Below are 19,413 nucleotides of genomic sequence, written 5' to 3' on the forward strand. Positions count from 1 at the left end.
GTTTCGAATAAATGGATATAAGAATCTGCTCCTTCAATTGCACCTACAGATTGAGCCAATTTCACCGTTTTTACTTTTGTTTTTGATGCAATAAATTTAGGTACACGATCGCTGAAATAAGATTCGGAAGCAATCACTTCTATTTTGTCCGATTTAATGCGTTGGATAATGCGATTCAATTTTGCTGGGGAAGGAGTAATCCCCGGTTTAGGTTCTAAGAATTCAACCGTTTCCAAACCAAATCGATTCGAAAAATATGGCCAGGAATTATGGTAAAAAATTAGTTTTTTCCCTGACAGATTTGTATAACGATTCTGCCAATCTAAAATGGCCTTGTCCAATTGATGATTAAACGCATTCAGGTTTTGTTGAAATATATCAGAATTTCTTGGTTCTGCTTTGGTCAGTTTTTCAGCGATTAATTGTGCAATGAGTATTCCATTTCTCGGATCAAGCCAATAATGGGGATTCCCAAAACGATGGATATCTCCCATACTGGCGTCCACGGTTCCTGCGGGAATTTCCATTTTTTCAATTTCAACAGAACAATCCACTACCTCGATTTTTTGATTGCGGGAACCATCAATAACTTGCTTAGCCCACAAATCCAACTCCATACCCACCATAAAATACAAGTCAGCCTTTCGAACTTTGATCATGTAGGAAGGGAGCACCTCTATATAATGGGGGTCTTGGTTCCCACGAGCAATACTGATAACAGTCACATGATCCCCGCCAATAGATTTCACAATATCAGCCAAATCCGTGGTTGAAGTGACGACCCGAACTTTTCCGAAACAAATGGACAGTATGCTCAATATTAAGAATAATTTTCTCATGACTTAATACCGATGCGGTTTGTGGGGGCCTAAAGACCAGATAAGTTGGGCCGTCGTTTTTAAATGTTTTTTGTCATAGCCTTCATGATCATTTGCCACTTGACCGATCCTGATTCTGAGGACAGCTGATTCTTCAACGGGACTAAAACCTATAAAAATTGATGGATCCATGTTGTGGATATCCGCCAGATCAAATTGCCAGAAATCGCCCATAACACCCACATTCCAGGCCTTATTAAATTGGAAGTTTACCAAAAGATATCCTGCTGTTAAGACCTCCTTGGGATGAACCGTTTTTTCTTCATGTTTATCACCCAACTCAAATTGAATCACCTCACCTTGGAGAGTCAACGAACGGTACTTATTGGGGCGCCATTTATATTTGAAATCCGCACCACCAAAACTTTTTTCATGATCTACGTAATAACTGGTACCAAATTCAAAATGATTCACTTCATTCAGGTCAATAAAGTGGGACCATCGTGCAGAAGACCCTTTAAGCTGTTTCTCTCCGTCGTCGTGTTCCTCATCAATATGTCCATCGTTACTATCACCACCTTCATGATCATAGTCAATGTGATCTGATACATTTTTTCCATGGTCGTGGTCACTGATATCAGAATTAAAATACCCAATGGATAGATTGCTATACCAAGGTAGTGGCATTAGCCAATTGACTTCCAATCCGGTGGCGGTATAGAATTCTTCACCCAGTACCATGGATATTCCTTTGGGTGCTTCAATAAATGGAAATAAATGGGCATGATCTTTATTGATCTTGCCAAGGTCCGGCCTGAACTTCCCGGCACGGAGGCCTAATCCAAATGGAAGTCCTCGTTCAACTGTAATCACCGCTTCTTCTAATTCTATGGGAGAATCATCATTATGTTTGTGTAAATATACATCGGCACGAGCAAAGGGGTTAACATAACCTTGGACAGCAATTTCAATCCCAGAACTAGATAAGTTTGGATCTTTTTGGAGCTGATCCATTACCAAATCTCCAACTATACTGAATTGGGGGTTGGCTGTCGTCTGGCTAAATAAAATTCCTGAAAATATGAGTACCCCAATTAATTTTTGTAACATTGGATACTTCCTCTATGTTGTGTTTTATGGGAATCCCCGACGAACCGAGGATATGTCATTAAGTGCTAAAACTAAACGACAGGGGGACCGCGATCCCAATGGACAAAATTCTGGGATGCAGTTGAGAGGAAATATTGAGGTGTCCAATGAATTGTTTCGAATTCAATTGGGATTTGGTCTACGGTAGAAATAATACCATCATTGTTGGTGAGGCGTTTGCCAATAAACCATTCACAGGCTTCCCCGACAGAATGGTGAGATTTTTCTTCACAGTCAATAGCACAAAGACTGGCCTCTGAAGGAAGCAGATCATGGCCATGTCCCATATGCGAAGTTGATATTTGGGTGAATAGGCCCATCCACACCAAAAGGATTAATGTAATGAATTGGTTTATTGATTTCATCAGTGGCGGAAAATAGGCCAAATATTTTGAAAAGAAAAGCCCCTCCCAGAAAACTGGAAGGGGCTGGAGGAGGTATTATATTCTATTGAATACTACGCTTGGTAGGCTGGCGTTTTATCCATTACTATTGGAGATTCGGCAGAGTGAAATTGTTGTTCTTCAGTTGAACCTTCCATAGCTACTGTCGATGCATTCCCTGCTGTAACTGTATTTTGAACGGCATCAAAATACCCCGTTCCCACAAAAGCCTGGTGCTTGGCAGCCCGGAATCCGTTTTCTTCATTTTCGAATTCACGATTCTGCATGTTTGAATAAGCGTACATACCATCGGCGGCATAAGCACGGCTCAATTCGAACATACTCAGGTTTAGTGCATGCCACCCGGCCAAGGTGATGAACTGGTATTTGTAACCCATTTTGAATAGTTCTTCCCGAAAGGATTTAAGTTCTGCATCACCCAAATTTGCTTTCCAATTGAAAGAAGGGGAACAGTTGTAGCACAAAAGTTTCCCGGGATATTTCTCATGGATGGCTTCGGCGAACCGACGTGCTTCATCCAAATTCGGTTTGGCCGTTTCGCACCACAGGAGATCTGCATAAGGTGCGTAAGACAGACCCCGATCGATTGCTTGATCTAACCCATTATTTACGTAGTAAAATCCTTCGTTGGATCGATCTCCAGTAACAAATTGTTGATCGCGAATATCAACATCCGTAGTGATAAGGTTGGCTGCGTTGGCGTCAGTCCGGGCTATAATGACTGAAGGAACATCCATTACATCCGCCGCTAATCTAGCCGCCACCAGTTTATTGATTGCTTCCTGAGTAGAGACCAATACCTTACCACCCATGTGGCCACATTTTTTGGCTGATGATAATTGATCTTCCCAATGAACCGCTGCAGCGCCTGCTTTGATCATGGATTTCATGAGTTCATAAGCATTGAGGTTTCCGCCAAATCCAGCTTCTGCATCTGCAATCAAAGGAACAACCCAATCGGTACTATCATCACCTTTCATCCAATGGATTTCATCCGTACGAAGGAGTGAATTGTTAATCCGTTCCACCAACTTGGGAACAGAATCGACGGGATATAGACTTTGATCCGGGTACATGGCGCCAGCTGAATTGGCGTCTCCCGCTACTTGCCAACCAGAACAGTATACCGCTTTCAACCCGGCTTGGACTTCCTGAATAGCTTGGTTGCCTGTAAGGGCGCCCAGAGCTGAAACAACTTCATCTCCCTTGAGTGCTTCCCAAAATTTTTCGGCACCTTTTTTGCCAAGTGTATATTCTATCTGGACAGACCCACGAAGGTTTACCACTTCATCAGCGGTATAGGGACGGGCGATGCCTTCCCAGCGGTCGTTTTCTTTCCAGTCTTTTTCTAATTGATTTACTTGTTCTTGTCTATTCATTATAACCTCACTTGTATATCTTGTTCAAAAATTTCTGATGTACTCATTGAGCGATTGATGGTCGGTCTATCCTGAGCTTTCATTTGATTTAGCTTAGGAGTGGAAACCATTCTTCTGTCAGTAATATCCTGTTCGAAGATGTGTGTTCTTTGTTGATCTTTCATTGTTATTCTCCTGTTTAGATGTATTGGTAAGCTTTGAGTGTTAAGAATTCGTCAAAGTCTTCCGTTTTGATCATATTGGTGAAAAGGTCTGTGGCAATATTGAAACGGCCGGAAAAATAATTATCCAATCCAATTTCTGTTTTGATCTGTTCCAATTCTTCCATAATCAATTTTTCAATTTTTTTAACTGTAATGCATTCACCTTCTTCAGTAACAGCTTCAAGATGGACGCATTGCCAGAGTTGCGAGCGACAAATTTCTGCTGTTGCTGCATCTTCCATCAAGTTATACAGGGGTACACAACCGTTTCCCCTGAGCCATGCTTCGATGTACTGAATCCCCACACGAATATTATGCCTCACGCTGTCTTCAGTGATATGGCCAGCGGGAACTTTAAGTAAATCTTCTGCGGTGATTTTTACATCTTTACGTGGACGCGCTTCAACCTGGTTGGCCAAAGTCATTTCTGAGAATGCTTCCATGGCGATAGGGGCTAATCCGGGATGGGCAACCCAAGTACCATCATGACCGGCTTTCATTTCCCGTTCCTTATCCAAGCGCACTTTATCCATAGCTTCATTATTCTCATCTTCATTACCATTTATAGGAATTTGTGCTGCCATTCCGCCCATCGCATGAGCACCACGCTTGTGACATGTTTGAATTAACAAATTCACATAACTTTTTAAAAAATGCCGTCCCATGGTTACTTCACCCCGATCTGGTAAAATAAAATCTGCATTATTTTTGAATTTTTTAATGAAGCTGAAAATATAGTCCCAGCGTCCGCAATTCAAACCGGCGGAATGGTCTTTTAATTCAAACAGTATTTCATCCATCTCAAAAGCCGCCAAAATCGTTTCAATCAACACTGTCGCCTTGATTGTTCCATTTGGAACACCTAATGTTTCCTGGGCATAAACAAATACATCATTCCACAGGCGAGCTTCTAAATGGCTTTCCAATTTTGGTAAATAGAAATAGGGACCGGTATCGCGTTTATTCAATTCTTTTGCGTTATGAAAAAAGTATAGTCCGAAATCAAACAATGATGCGGATATGGGCTTGCCATTCAATTCCACATTCTTTTCTTCCAAATGCCATCCACGGGGACGCACCATTAATGTGGCTGTTTTATCATTTAATTTATAATACTTACCGTTTTTAGGATTAATGAACGTAATCTTTCTGCGGATGGCATCTCGCAAGTTCACCTGTCCTTCGACCATATTATCCCACGTAGGAGAAGAAGAATCTTCAAAATCGGCCATGAATACTTTCACCGGGGAATTCAGCGCATTAATAATCATTTTTCGATCGACCGGCCCAGTAATCTCTACACGGCGGTCTTGGAGATCTGCAGGTACATGCGCAACTGTCCAATCTCCATTTCGTACCGATTCAGTTTCTGGCAAGAAATCTGGCATGACACCTTTATCAATATCAGATTGCCTTTGAACGCGGGCCGTTAATAATTCTCTACGACGATTCCCAAAACATTTTTCCAGTTCAGTAATGAACAATCGTGCTTCTTTAGTCAATACTCTGGCACAAGCAGCGGTCCACTGCCCTTTAATAACCAATCCCTCACTGGGGTTGTCCTTATTCATACCAGAATCCATTTGAACTGGGGATTTTGGTTGTATTTCTGTTGTTTGTGGGTATTGCATGTTTTTCTCTTAATTTTTTTGAATTATCCCATAGTGGTTCCTAATTCGCGATGGAAAAGTACCCATGCATATTTTACTTTTATTGTAAAATTTTACAATATAATTTGACAGTGTAAATTTTACAGGAAAAACCATGAAGCCTAAATCTCCAACTGCAACCAATGCCCATTTTTTAGGGTCAAAATTGAGAATCCTTCGAAAGCAATCGGGTATGACATTAGAGGATCTTGCCGCCCGAAGTGTCCAGATTGATGCTATCAATGCGCCCTCCGTTTCCTACATCAGTTTGATCGAAAGAGGCCAACGGGCGCCAGCACCAAAAGTATTAGAAATATTGGCCTCGATTTTTCAACGAGAATCAACTTGGCTTTTGGATGATGCCCAGCAACCCTCCACACTACTGCAGGATGAAGGCCAAAGATCTGCAGACCGTTTACAATTAGAACCTCAAGTTTTATTTTCTAATAATCTTATGGAAATATCTATCCCTGAATTACTGAATCAAGCCAGTATCACAGGGCGGCAATTCGCCCATATTCTTATTCGCTCATACCAAGAGCACAACCGTAACCAGTTTCCAGACTTGGAACGGGCTGCAGATTCAGTCAGTCAAAAACGATTTCCACTCCGTTCCCGTCAAATACTGGAGATTTATAAACAACAGGGATTAAAAGTAAAATGGTTTAAGAAAGAATCATTTCAAACCATTAGTGATGAAGAGCGGGAAGTAAAAACATTTTTCAGATCCTTTTATGACTCACCAAATACAGTTTTCCTCAACGAAGATTTAAAGCATAATGAGGCTCGGTTAAAATATGACTTGGCTTATCATTTGGGCCATAAGGTACTCCATGGTGGAGATGGTCTTATTTCTTCTCAATCCACCGGTGGTGAATTGGGTGGATCTCCTCCGCCTTCAAAAGATCGACTCACTACAATGAATCAGCAGGATATCCTTACAGCTTGGCGGGATTTCGAATGTAGTTTCTTTGCTGGCGCTTTTTTATGTCCCCGTCAACCATTTCGTCAATACCTCAGCCGTAAGGCTTATGATATATTTTCAGGGAAACAGATTGAACTGACACCTGCTGTGGTTATGCGGAGAATGACTGTTGTTTCTCCCTACCGTCATTGGCATTATTTTGATATTTATCCGCCCAATAAACTACGAGCAGTGTACCGCGGGAATGGGATTCCCTTACCTTCAGGGACTATGACAGATTCACCTGATTTTTGCCGGCAATGGGCACTGTTTCAAATGGCAGATGATTTGGAATCCAAAAAAACACTCACCCAGATTTCTCTAATGCGGGAAGAAGATCGTGATCCAAGGCTTTACGCCTGTATTGCCACCCAAACCAAGGATGGGGCAGGAAATCCCCATATCATTTCTGTGGGCATTGACTTATTTCCCCTATTAGAAACATACGGTACACGACCAAATGATATTATTGAAGCAATGGAGGTTGCCCCTAGAAATAAAAAGAATGAAATACTCATGCCCCAGAAAATAAAAGAAGTCATCAGTTCCGCCGCCAGGATTATTAATATCAGTTGGGTGGAAAAGGGATTGAATTTTCCTGTGAGTATTATTTGTCCACGGCAATCCCAATGCCCCCGCCGAACTAAATGTACTGCTATGCCATCAACACCCAGGCGAATATCTTGGGTGGAGGAAATAAAAGATATAATTTTGAAAGAATCAGACTAATACTTTTTTTGAAACGGGGATTTATATTCCTTCAACTACCCGATGATTGTAATTGGGACCTAAAAAAGTTAATTAGGCTTGGTGATAATCATCCCTAGCCATTCTGCAATCATAGCGGGCTTTTCTATTCCCTCTACTTCTATCGTGCAATTAAAGGTAGCCACATAACGATTTTCACCGCGCTTTTTACAATGCATTAAAATGACGTGATTTCGGATTCGTGACCCAATTGGAACAGGTCCCATCCAACGAACTTTATTTAATCCATAATTGACGCCCGAATGTGTATTCTCAGGCCACAAATCCATTTGATTATTAAAATATGTAAGTAGAGAAAGTGTCCAAAATCCATGGGCGATGGTTGTATCATAAACGCCTTCTGCTTCAACCCGATCCGGATCGGTATGAATCCAATAGCTGTCATGGGTAACGATGCCAAACTGGTCAATATTCTTCTGAGTGACCGGAAGCCAGTCTGAGTAGCCAAGATCTTTATTTTTGGCATTTTTAAAATCAGCAATAGTATATTTTGATTTTACTAAATCCATAAAATTCTCCTAAAATAAATAAAAATAAACTAAGACTTAAGAGTCCCTCCGTTCGTCACCTGACCTCCGTTCATCTTTATTACGGCGATCCTTTAAGAGTCTACGATCATTTTGAACAGGAATATTTCCATCCCGCCTTTCTCCACCGTTACGTCGTTCGTCTAGTCTTCTTTCTGATCCGCGATTGCTCATAAAATCCTTTTAATAAAAGAGATAAATCTTATTGGGTACCTCCAAACCTACATCAATATATCCCATTATTCAAAATCCAATTGAATTCCCGATTTTCCCGTTTCCGGCTGATAATAATAATTAATTGTAAATGGAATTGGAAACTTAATATCAAAGAATCCAGCAGATTCAAATGTGATACCACCACCTACTGCCATCATTGAATTTTGTCCGTTACCGGATGTCTTATCTACAAAAACCCCAACTTGGATTCTTTTTAAATAGGAGATACCGAAAGGAAGTACCCAATCGGGATAAAACAAGGGCATTTTGTATTTGACCTTCACACGCCATATTGATTCAAATAATTGCCAGTTATATCCATATGGAAATGAAACCTTAGATGGCAGGATATTAACACCTTTATTTGTTTCATATTGAAATATGGATGAAACAAAATGGTGTTTTCCAATTCCTTTCATACCATGCTGAAACCTCAAAGAAACTTGGTTCCCCTTCCATAATCCTCCCAATGGTGTATTGCCATAATAGCCATAGATCTGCCACCCCGGATTACCTAAATCCCTGACTGATTTTTCATCGATAGAAATATAACCTGATTCAAAATAAACAGGCATTATGCCTCCATCCCTATCGTCACGTTTTTCTCGATTCTTTACTCGAATATTAGGTGGAATGTGAGTAAAGTTATAATGAAAATAAGTGTTCGATCTGCTCGTATATCTTGACCCTATTTTTGCATATGCATAATGAGTTCGAATTCCCTTTTTTTTATTTTTAAGAGGCAATGTTGCACCAAAATCAAAAACGAACTCATCCCATTTTTCATTAATACTAAATTTTAATGTATCATTTCTATTTTCTATTTTTTGGGAGAATGGTCCATAGCCAATATTTCGTTCTCCAATACTCAGTTCAAAATCGAGAATAGGATAAAATCCTTTGTAAATACCCCTAATTCTTTTCTGAATTGTATTCTCATTCTTATTGTAAGAAATTTCTCCACCAATCGCCAGCGTCCCTAAAATATTATCGGATTGAATACCCAAAGTTGGATTTAATTCATCATCAAAAATGTAACGGCTGTGAAAATTGAAAAGCGTTTGAAGACCATTGTAGCTGGAAACTTTATAAGAATAAGATGGTATACTTGTATCAAAAATTGATTCACTTTGGTATTCCGTAAAATGACCAACTCTAATTGAATTTCGATTTGAATCAAGAATATCCCATTTCACCGTATCTAAATCCATTGTAGAAATACCATCACCCATTATAGAATATTCATTAAATAGCAATTTTCCCAGCGGGGTTACCCTTGGGTTATATGCGCCAAATTTTGAAGATGTAATACGATATTCTTCCTTAGTTTTTAAATCGATGGCAACAATTTGATCGATACCATTCACTTGAGACTCATATAGTATATAATTATTATAAAAAATCGGCCGATACAAATGCTGCCAAGCACTTGAATTGACCAGATCAAACTGTCTATTTTTTAATCGATAAATGTACAAGGCTCGCCCTTCAAATTTCTGTGCCGTGAAAACGACCTTCGCCCCATCCTTGGACCATGCCGGGGTCATAATCAATCCCGAATTAGGCGCTTCAACTTGATCCATAACCGAACCCGTTTTCGCATCTAAAATGACTAAAAGAGAATGACGATCTTCCGAAAAAGAAACGACTGCAATTTTTTCACCATTCGGTGAAATATTTGGCTGATAAAACCGTTTATTGTGAGTAATCCTTTTCTCATTGTCGGTTTTAATGTCATAGACTCGAATGTTGGCCCAACTTCGTTTCGTCCATCGTACATCTGGATCATAGGCAGACCAAACCATTTGATTCCCGTTTGAATGGAAACCAAATAATTCTGAAGAACCTTGAATTTTTTTTAATGCCACTTCTTCACCCGCAATAATTTGAACGATCGTATTCACATCACCTAAACTAGATTTTAGCGAAATAATTTTTCCCTCTTTTCCTGCAGCAGGATATCGATAATGGGTGACAATTTTCCTATCGGGTGTCAAATCATTGGACTCCTCTTTCTTTAATCCCATCCATTGCATTTTCCATGCCATTTCCAAATCGTAAAATGTGTCATGATATATTTGTGGCAGAGTTGATCCAGTGCTTGTCTTCATGGCACGAGATAATGGGAAAAAGGGGTTTAAGGTAAATGGCCACATTAATGATTTTTTAAGTATGGTCGGCCAGGCCTCAGCCCCATACTCCTTTTTAACATGAGTTGTAAGGTAGTACCCCAATTCATATTGATTTGGATATTCATTTTTTAACGATCCATATAATGTTTTTCGATAAGATATCTGGTTCCCAGACAAAATATGTCCTCTCGCTATTCGAGAAAAATAAGCTGAACGCCCCCGTCCCGAATGGGTTAAGGCTGTTTCTATGCCGACCGCATCGCCCTCCCAATACCAAGATGGTATGAGCAATCCAGTATAAAGTGATTGGGTTGCTTCTCCAAAAACACCTCCAACCAATCGACTCATTCCAATATTCATATAATTTATCTGAATAATATGACGACCTTCATGGATAGCCAAATCACGATACCATTCAGTGCTTCCCATTTCCCGTAACATCAAGGGGACATGATTCCATTCAGACACCCATGGCGCTTGCCCCACAAACCCGTTGGGAATTGCGCTTCTATTATTGAGAAGGACTGGGATTTTTAGGTGCCTCCCTGGCAAGGATTTGTTGATTTGCTGATGAACATGCTCTAATGTGTTGGCAACACGATTCCCTTCAGTAGCCAATTCATTGGGGAAAATAATTTGATAATGATCGGTTTGAATTTGTTTCCATTCTATTCCCGGTGGATCTTGGGCAAGACAGAGTGACATTTGTATGGAGACAAATAAAATGATTGAAAAAGGTTTGAAATATTGCATGAAATTTGACGAGTAATTTATTACGTTATTGTAAAGGTGTATAATAAAAAACCTCGTCCCGATAAATCGAGACGAGGTCGACTAATAATCAAAGCACATCAAGGAGTCATATTAACAGTGCTTCAGTCCAAATAGAACGCCTCCTTAAAAACCTCCATAGCTCAGAATTCAGGCTCCAATAGGATATTCAAGATTACTGACTAAATTAAATGAAGTCAATATTTAATTCATGTTTTCTGTACTTAATTAATTTATTATTAAATTCATACTAGGCATTATCCAGTGCCTGATCCAAGTCAGCGATTATATCATCTACATGCTCAATGCCTACTGATATTCGGACTAATCCATCTGTAAGTCCACGTGCTTCGCGATCTGCTTTAGGCACTTCAGCATGGGTCATGGTGGCCGGATGGGTTATCATTGTTTCAACTGAACCTAAACTTTCGGCCAATTGAGCAAGTTTAACAGAATTCATCACCGTTTTTCCAGCGAGGATACCGCCCGTCAATTCAAAGGATATCATACCGCTGAATCCGGACATTTGTTTTTTAGCTATCTCATAGGATGGATGAGACGCCAAACCAGGATATGTAACACTAGCAACTTTATGATGCGCTTCCAAATATTCGGCCACAACCTGAGCATTTTCGGCATGTTTTTTCATCCGCAGATCAAGTGTTTTTACACCCATAGTTGTAAGCCAACAATCAAATGGGCCCGGGACAGCACCGATTGTTTTTTGGACAAACTTGAGTTCATCAAATAAATCTTCTCGATCGGTAATAACAATACCGCCAATCAGTTGATTATGACCACTTAAATACTTGGTTGTGCTGTGCATAACTAAATCAGCACCAAATTCCAAGGGACGTAAAAACACCGGAGTGGCAAAGGTTGAATCCACGCCAAATAAAATATCATGCTTCTTGGCGATTTTACCCACCGCTTCAAGGTCCGTTACCTTAAGTAATGGATTTGTCGGCGTTTCTATCCAAATCAGTTTTGTATTGGGTTGAATTGCATTTTCAACATTGGCCGCATCCGATGAATCCACATAAGAGAAATGGAGGTTATAATTGACCAAAATTTGATTGAAGTGACGGGAGACTCCTCCATAAACATCGTCCGAACAAACAACGTGATCACCCGATTTCAACAGCTTCAAACAACTGTCAACTGTTGCCATACCACTAGCAAAAGCAATGCCATATTTACCCCCTTCAATTACCGCCAATTGTTCTTCCATCACTTGCCGGGTTGGATTGGATGATCGGGTATAATCGAATCCTTTATCCTTGCCAACCTCTTCCAGCACATATGTAGCAGTCTGGTACAATGGGGGCAAAATCGCTCCTGTAGTTGGGTCCGGTGTCATGCCCGCTTGGACAACTTTGGTTTCGAATTTCATAATAACTCCTTTCAAAAATGGAACCCTAAGATTCCATTAAAAATTCCTTCAAATCTGAATATTGATTTCTAATTGTAATTGCTTGCTTTTCTTTATTTAATACACTTTGTAACGGATCTGGTAAATCAATTTTCTCTTTAATTATAGGTTCAACCACCTCCGCAAATTTCCCAGGATGGGCGGTGGACAAAACAATTCCTTTTTGCATTGAGCCTGTTTCTACCCGATATTTTTTTAAACCAAGAACACCTACTGCCGTATGGGGATCGGTAAGATAATTAGCCTCTTCTTTCAATTTCTCAATTGTCCTTTTCGTTTCATCGTCAGAAAAACTCCAACTTATTATATCTGATTTAATTTGATCCACTTCGTTATTGTATAATTTTTTTATACGCACGAGGTTACTGGGAACGCTCACATCCATCGCATTAGAAAGTGTTTGTTTCGCCCGCTCGGTAGTTACTTCGCAACCTCTTAAATATTTTGGAAATACATCATTGGCATTGGTTGCCGCAATGAATTTCTCAATGGGTAATCCCATTCTTTTAGCCAAAAGGCCACCGGTCAGATTTCCGAAATTTCCGCATGGTACACTAAAAACTTTTGGTTCCTCAGCCTGTTTCCAAGCCCATGCATAATAAACTGATTGAGGTAGCAACCGGCCAATATTAATAGAATTGGCAGAACTAAAAAAACGGCTTTCAGTTAATTCATTATCTAGAAATGCCTGCTTCACCATCTTTTGGCAATCGTCAAAACTTCCGTTTACTTCTAGTGCTGTGATATTTCGCCCCATGGTTGTTAATTGCTTTTCCTGGATTACACTGACCCGATTAGATGGATAAAGGATGACTACTTTAATGCCTTCCAGTCCTAAGAATCCATTGGCTACGGCGCTTCCCGTATCTCCAGAAGTTGCCACAAGGATTGTTAATTCTCTATTTTCATTTTCTAAAAGCATCGCCATTGTTCGGGCCATGAATCGGGCTGCAAAATCCTTGAAGGCCAAGGTGGGGCCATGGAACAATTCCATGATATAATCTGATTCATTTACCTGCGCAATAGGGATAGGAAAATCAAAAGCTAATTCAGCAATTTCATCTATTTGTTGATTTGACAGGTCACCTGAAACAAATGGTTTGATCATTTCTGCTGCTAATTCTGGGTAAGTTAAGTCAGTTTTAAAAAAGTCTTTTCCTAAAAGGGGAATATTTTCGGGCATGAACAAACCGCCGTCTGGTGCTAACCCTTGAAACAACGCATCTTTAAACCCAACAAATGATGAGTCACCGCCTGTACTGTAATAACGCAATTATTAGTCCAGTATTTTGGGTGGTTCGGTATGAATTGGAGAACTGAAAGCGCGGCTTTTTAATCCTACTTTCTTAAATGCTTTCACCATCGCCTTTCCAATTGATTCAGCTTTTTCTTTCGAATCAGAAAGCGCAAACAACGATGGTCCCGAGCCTGAAATACCACTGCCGATAGCACCCGCATCCATGGCAGCATTACGCACCCCATGATAGCCGGGAATGAGTTCCGCTCGAATGGGTTCTGCAAATAGATCAACCATGGATCGTCCAAGTAAATCAAAATCATTTTTATGAAGCCCTAGCGTAAACCCCGCCAGGTTACCTGCTTGTTCCACGGCAGAATTCAGAGGTACCTGTTTAGGCAACATCCGGCGTGCATCTCTTGTATTCACAACAAAATCTGGTAAAACAGCTGTACTAAATAATGATTTAGGAACGGGTAAATTTAAAATATCCAAAGGTTCATAACTGCGGATTAGAATGATGCCACCAAAAAGTGATGGTGCAATATTGTCTGCATGAAATCCGCCTGAGGCAACCGCCTCACCGGCCATGCCGTGAACCAGTAAATCATTTAACTCTAGTGGCTTCCCCAAAAGCTCATTGGCACCAACAACTGCTGCTGCTGCACTGGCGGCGCTGGACCCAATCCCGCTACCTGGCGGAATACCCTTATTTAATATTACTTTAAACCCTTGATCGCTATCGACCGTATTTAGCAGGGACAGGATTGCCTTCCCTGCCGTATTATGTTCAGCAATTGTCGGAATTAAATCCGATTTTGGGCCGAATAAACTGATTTCAATTCCAGGCCTATTTTGAAGTGAAATTGTCAAGGTATCCCCTGGATTGGCAATCGCATACCCAATACAATCAAACCCGCAAGACACATTGGCTACCGATGCGGTTGCCCGAATTTTTACAGAATCATTTAGCATTGATGTATTCCTTTTCGACCAACAATTCAGCCATTAAAATGGCGCCACCGGCAGCGCCGCGAATAGTGTTATGAGAAAGAGCCACGTAGCGGATATCAAAAAATTTGTCTTCGACTAAACGGCCAACAGAAACAGCCATCCCTTTATCAACATCCCTATCTAGTTTTGGCTGTGGCCGATCTTTTTCTTCTAAATAAATAATGGGCTTTTCCGGCGCCATTGGAAATGCGTCTTTTTGAGGCAAAGCCCTAAAGTTTTTCCAAATCGATTTTATCTTTTCTAAAGATGGCACTTCTTCTTTGAATCCCGCATGAACAACAGCCGTATGTCCATCAATAACCGAAACACGGGTACAAACAGCACTGATATCTATTTGATTAGAATTAACAATTCCATTTCCTGAAACACTTCCAAGAATTTTCAATGGTTCATTTTCCGTTTTTTCTTCTTCACCGCCAATAAATGGAATAACATTATCTTTCATTTCTTCCGATTGAATCCCTGCCTGTCCCGCACCGGAAACAGCCTGGAGTGAGGTCACCTGAACTTTATTCACTGGGAATCCGGCATTTTTTAAAGCAGCCAAAGTCACCAAATAAGATTGAATGGAACAATTGGGTTTCACGGCTACAAAACCCGATTTTGGCAATCCTCTATTTGCCTGCTGAATTGGAATCACATTTGCATGTTCAGGATTGATCTCCGGGATGATCATGGGTACATCTTCTGTACCGCGATTGGCAGAACTGGTACTTACAATTGGATATCCCGCTTTGGCATAAGAAAATTCTAATTCCCGTGTATCTTTATTGTCGGGCAAATCCATCGCAGAAAAAATACAGTTTACTTCTTCCGGAATTATATCAATATCTTGGGAATCCCGGACGATTAAATTTTTTATTCCAGCTGGAATTTCACTGGGCATAAACCAATTTTCACCCACAGCATCGGCATATGTTTTCCCGGCAGATCGAGGTGAAGCTGCCACATCCACTATCTGGAACCAACGATGTCCATGCAAAAGTCGTAGAAAATTTTGCCCCACCATTCCTGTGGCACCCAAAACACTAACTTTAATTTTTTGACTCATTTTAGTTATTCACCAAACACTGTTGAATGTTACCCAAAACGCCTGCAGCAGTTACAGCTGCGCCAGCGCCGGCACCTTTAATAACAAGGGGCTGAATCGAGTATCGCTGGGTTTTGAAAGCTATAATATTATCACTTCCCTGCAATTCATAAAAAGGATGTTCTCGCCCGATTCTTTGGAGTGAAACCGAAGCATTTCCATCTTCATATTTTCCGATGAATCTCAATCTTTTGTCTTGGGCGTCAGCTTCTTTAACCTTAGCTCTCATTTCATCATCAAATTCCCCTAAATGCTTTAAAAAGCCATCAATCGTATCAATCGATTCGCTACCATTTGGCAATAAGCTCTCCACTATAATATCTTCCAATTCCAACTCAGCGCCGGTCTCTCTCGCCAAGATCAATAATTTTCGAGCCACATCCAACCCATTCAAATCCTGTCTAGGATCCGGCTCTGTAAAGCCTTTAGACTTGGCATTGATTACCAATTCAGAAAAGTTCATTTTGGATGTTAAAGTATTGAACAAATAACTTAAGGTGCCCGAAAAAACACCTTCAATACTGATAATTTCATCACCGGTTGAAAGTAAGTTTTGCAAAGTGGAAATGACTGGCAACCCTGCCCCCACATTGGCTTCATAAAAAAATGAAACCCCATTCTTTGAAGCTTTTTCACGGAGTGATTGATAAAATTCATAATCCAATGTGTTGGCAATTTTATTAGCGGTTACGATAGAAAATCCACGATCAAGAATCGCAGTATATTTTTGGGAAACGGCATTGCTTGCGGTACAATCCACAAATACTTTATTCACCTTTTGTTCGTCGGCATTATCAAGAAATTCAACCAAATTAAATGCGTCACCCGATTCTTTAAGTTTATTTCCAATATTGATTGGATCAAAACAACTTTCACTCAATAACATTTTTTTGCTTGTGGCAACACCCTTTAAGCAAATTTGATCTTGGCTTGAACTTCGTAAAATTGAAAGTAATTCATTCCCAACCGTTCCTATCCCAACAAGATATAAATCTATGGCACTTTTATAATCGTCAAAAAATTCCCTGTGAAGTGCTTGAATTGCTCGGCCAACCTCCCTGTCTTCTACGATAAATGAAATATTTCTTTCAGATGATCCCTGAGCAATGGCGATGATATTCACTTCCTGGTTTCCCAAAGTACCAAACACCGTTCCCGAAATTCCTGGTGTATGACGCATACCTTCCCCAACCACAGCAACCATGGATAATTTTTCTTCAATCCGTATCGGATCGATATAATGGTTTTTCATTTCAACAGCAAATTCCTCCTCAAGTGCTTTGATTGCTTTGCGGACCATTATCGGATTGAGAGCAAAACAAGTGGCATGTTCACTAAAAGCCTGAGAGACCAAAAGAACACTCACTTTTTTCTTGGCCAAGGCTGAAAATATTCGACTGTTGATTCCAGGGATACTTACCATTCCGGCCCCTTGAAAACGCAACAAACTAATGTCTGAGATTGAAGAAATACCTACCGCTTTTTCGCCATTGACTCTTCGAGTATGTTTAATCAATGATCCCGGGTAATCTGGGTTAAAGGTATTCTTAATTACAATTGGAATCTGCTTGAATTTTGCCGGAATCATCGTTGGCGGGAAGATCACACGGGCACCTGCATGGGCCAATTCCATTGCTTCCTCATAGGTTAAATTTGGAATGGATTTCGCATCATTGACGATAGAAGGGTCAGCCGATAATATGCCATCTACATCAGTCCATATCTCTATAGAGGATGCATTTAAAGCAGCACCAAAGATTGAAGCTGAATAATCTGATCCACTACGGCCAAGGGTGGTGGTTTCTCCCGATTCGGTGGCACCCAAAAAACCAGTAATAAATTGCAGTTTATCCCGATCTTTAAAATAGGATCGAATCCGATTGTAAGATCTTTGATAATGTACATAGGCATGACCATAATGATCATCAGTCAAAACAACATTCCGTGCATCCAACTGCTCCGAAGGGATTCCATTTTGAGAAAAATATTCTGCCAAAATTTCTGTGGAACATAATTCACCAAAGGAAAGAAATTTATCTAAGGATTGTGATGATAATTGTTTTTCATTAGATATTAAAGAAATATCTTTTTGTAATTCATTAAAATATAATTCAACTCGATTTTGAATGGCTTTGTCATCATTAGGAAAAAGTGATTCTATAATTTGAGAATGATGATCTTTTATTTCCCGTAAAATTGTTTCAATATTTTTGCCTTTTGCAGCCAATTCAGCCAAAGCTAATAGTTTATCGGTTACCCCTCCATGAGCAGACACTACAACAACAAGGTGCTCATTTTCATCGAGTTTGTGACGGATGATTTCCTCAACATTGCGAATACGTTCAGCATTTGAAATTGAGGATCCACCAAATTTCAGGACACGCAACAACATCGCTCACAATCGTGAACGCAACATCGGTTCATTTTAATACTTATATTTGTTCTCATTGAATTATTTCTATCTATTTAGTTCAATAGAGTGGAATTGAAGAATCTATAACTTGAGACCATACTGTTATTCCACCTGTAAGATTTTTTACATTTTTAAAATTATTTTCGACTAACAATTCACATATATTGGCCGATCTAACGCCTGTTTTACACAGAACAACTATTTCACTGCTTTGATCAATTTCACCTAAACGTTCCCGTACTTGACTCATAGGGATATGAATGGTTCCGTCAATTTTTGCCACCAAGACTTCATAACTTTCTCGAATATCTAAAATACAAGGTGCATTTCCTAATTTAATCTTTTGATACAGTTCAGTTACTGTTAATTCTCCCCATTTATGTTCTGGCTCGGGCTGATTTATACCGCAAAACTGTTCATAATCAATTAACTCAGTAACGGTTGGATGATCACCACATACGGAACATTCGGGATTTCGTTTGAGAGATACCTCTTGAAAATTTAGATCCAACGCGTCATAAAGTAAAAAGCGGCCACTGAGTGTTGTCCCTATTCCAGTAATTATTTTTATCGCTTCATTGGCCTGGATACAACCAATGATTCCCGGCAATACACCCAATACGCCCCCTTCTTCGCATGAGGGTACAGTCCCCGGCGATGGTGGTTCAGGATACAAACAACGGTAACAAGGCGCCTCTTCAAAATTAAATACGGACGCTTGCCCCTCAAACCGGAAAATACTTCCGTAAACATTGGGCTTTCCTAAAATGACACAAGCATCATTGACCAAATATCGGGTTTGAAAATTGTCAGTACCGTCAATAACCAAATCATAATCACCAATAATTTTAAGGGCATTTTCAGTAGTGAGGCGCGTTTCATGAATGTCAATATTTATATGAGGATTCAGTTCCAAAAGTCTTTTTCCTGCCGATTTAGCTTTAGATTCACCCAATACTTCTACACCAAAAAGTACCTGCCGCTGGAGGTTGCTCTCATCAACCACATCAAAGTCCACAAGTCCCAGCGTGCCAACGCCAGCTGCCGCAAGGTAAAGCAAGACCGGACTGCCCAATCCGCCAGCACCAACCACCAAAGCTTTCGCTGCTTTTAGTTTCTGTTGGCCTTCAATTCCAAATTCAGGTAAAGAAAAATGACGTGCATAGCGTCTAAGTTCACTCTGCTCCAACTCAGGGAGGTTCTTTAGTCCACCAGAATTTTTCATCTTACATTTATTCTTTCAACCA

Annotated in this window: 16 protein-coding genes; 1 reads left to right on the forward strand and 15 read right to left on the reverse strand. The window is 40.2% G+C overall.

The annotated features are described in order from the left end of the window. The 6 genes from HN459_05535 to aceB form a co-directional block, all read right to left on the reverse strand. On the reverse strand, positions 1 to 839 hold an 839-nt coding region (locus tag HN459_05535), incomplete at its 3' end, for a zinc ABC transporter substrate-binding protein (protein ID MBT3478909.1). 3 nt (positions 840 to 842) lie between these two features. Beyond that, entirely contained in the window at positions 843 to 1,928 is a 1,086-nt protein-coding gene (locus HN459_05540) for a hypothetical protein (GenBank protein ID MBT3478910.1), read from the reverse strand. A 71-nt stretch (positions 1,929 to 1,999) separates the two neighbouring features. Then, positions 2,000 to 2,332, reverse strand: a complete 333-nt coding sequence (locus tag HN459_05545; GenBank protein MBT3478911.1) for a hypothetical protein — start codon at positions 2,330 to 2,332, stop codon at positions 2,000 to 2,002. 92 nt (positions 2,333 to 2,424) lie between these two features. Then, entirely contained in the window at positions 2,425 to 3,753 is a 1,329-nt protein-coding gene (gene aceA, locus HN459_05550; GenBank protein MBT3478912.1) for an isocitrate lyase, read from the reverse strand. Further along, the gene (locus HN459_05555; GenBank protein MBT3478913.1) at positions 3,750 to 3,914 is read right to left on the reverse strand and encodes a hypothetical protein; all 165 of its coding nucleotides are present in this window, start codon (positions 3,912 to 3,914) and stop codon (positions 3,750 to 3,752) included. The genes aceA and HN459_05555 overlap by 4 nt, the downstream gene beginning before the upstream one ends. A 14-nt stretch (positions 3,915 to 3,928) precedes the next feature. Then, complete coding sequence (aceB, locus tag HN459_05560) at positions 3,929 to 5,524, reverse strand: malate synthase A (protein ID MBT3478914.1); 1,596 nt, start codon at positions 5,522 to 5,524, stop codon at positions 3,929 to 3,931. A 193-nt stretch (positions 5,525 to 5,717) separates the two neighbouring features. Between aceB and HN459_05565 the strand changes: the two genes are divergently transcribed. Continuing rightward, positions 5,718 to 7,295, forward strand: coding sequence for a DUF3612 domain-containing protein (locus HN459_05565; protein ID MBT3478915.1), 1,578 nt, complete (start codon positions 5,718 to 5,720; stop codon positions 7,293 to 7,295). A gap of 68 nt (positions 7,296 to 7,363) precedes the next feature. Here HN459_05565 and HN459_05570 read toward each other — a convergent pair whose 3' ends face one another. The 9 genes from HN459_05570 to moeB all read right to left on the reverse strand — a co-directional run bounded on the left by HN459_05570 (position 7,364) and on the right by moeB (position 19,391). Next, on the reverse strand, positions 7,364 to 7,843 hold the full coding sequence (locus HN459_05570) for a MaoC family dehydratase (protein MBT3478916.1): 480 nt from the start codon (positions 7,841 to 7,843) through the stop codon (positions 7,364 to 7,366). A gap of 36 nt (positions 7,844 to 7,879) precedes the next feature. Beyond that, on the reverse strand, positions 7,880 to 8,035 hold the full coding sequence (locus HN459_05575; GenBank protein ID MBT3478917.1) for a hypothetical protein: 156 nt from the start codon (positions 8,033 to 8,035) through the stop codon (positions 7,880 to 7,882). 65 nt (positions 8,036 to 8,100) lie between these two features. Then, the gene (locus HN459_05580) at positions 8,101 to 10,962 is read right to left on the reverse strand and encodes a hypothetical protein (GenBank protein MBT3478918.1); all 2,862 of its coding nucleotides are present in this window, start codon (positions 10,960 to 10,962) and stop codon (positions 8,101 to 8,103) included. A gap of 268 nt (positions 10,963 to 11,230) precedes the next feature. Further along, on the reverse strand, positions 11,231 to 12,373 hold the full coding sequence (locus tag HN459_05585) for a PLP-dependent transferase (GenBank protein MBT3478919.1): 1,143 nt from the start codon (positions 12,371 to 12,373) through the stop codon (positions 11,231 to 11,233). 25 nt (positions 12,374 to 12,398) lie between these two features. Continuing rightward, entirely contained in the window at positions 12,399 to 13,685 is a 1,287-nt protein-coding gene (gene thrC, locus HN459_05590) for a threonine synthase (protein MBT3478920.1), read from the reverse strand. A gap of 3 nt (positions 13,686 to 13,688) precedes the next feature. Beyond that, entirely contained in the window at positions 13,689 to 14,624 is a 936-nt protein-coding gene (locus tag HN459_05595; protein MBT3478921.1) for a homoserine kinase, read from the reverse strand. Then, on the reverse strand, positions 14,614 to 15,714 hold the full coding sequence (gene asd, locus HN459_05600; GenBank protein ID MBT3478922.1) for an aspartate-semialdehyde dehydrogenase: 1,101 nt from the start codon (positions 15,712 to 15,714) through the stop codon (positions 14,614 to 14,616). The genes HN459_05595 and asd overlap by 11 nt, the downstream gene beginning before the upstream one ends. A 1-nt stretch (position 15,715) precedes the next feature. Next, a complete protein-coding gene (gene thrA / locus HN459_05605) occupies positions 15,716 to 18,139 on the reverse strand; it encodes a bifunctional aspartate kinase/homoserine dehydrogenase I (GenBank protein MBT3478923.1) in 2,424 nt (807 codons plus the stop codon). 85 nt (positions 18,140 to 18,224) lie between these two features. After that, complete coding sequence (moeB, locus tag HN459_05610) at positions 18,225 to 19,391, reverse strand: molybdopterin-synthase adenylyltransferase MoeB (GenBank protein MBT3478924.1); 1,167 nt, start codon at positions 19,389 to 19,391, stop codon at positions 18,225 to 18,227. Between the last annotated feature and the right edge of the window lie 22 nt (positions 19,392 to 19,413).

The sequence above is a fragment of the Candidatus Neomarinimicrobiota bacterium genome, from assembly GCA_018647265.1.
GTDB lineage: Bacteria > Fidelibacterota > Marinisomatia > Marinisomatales > TCS55 > TCS55.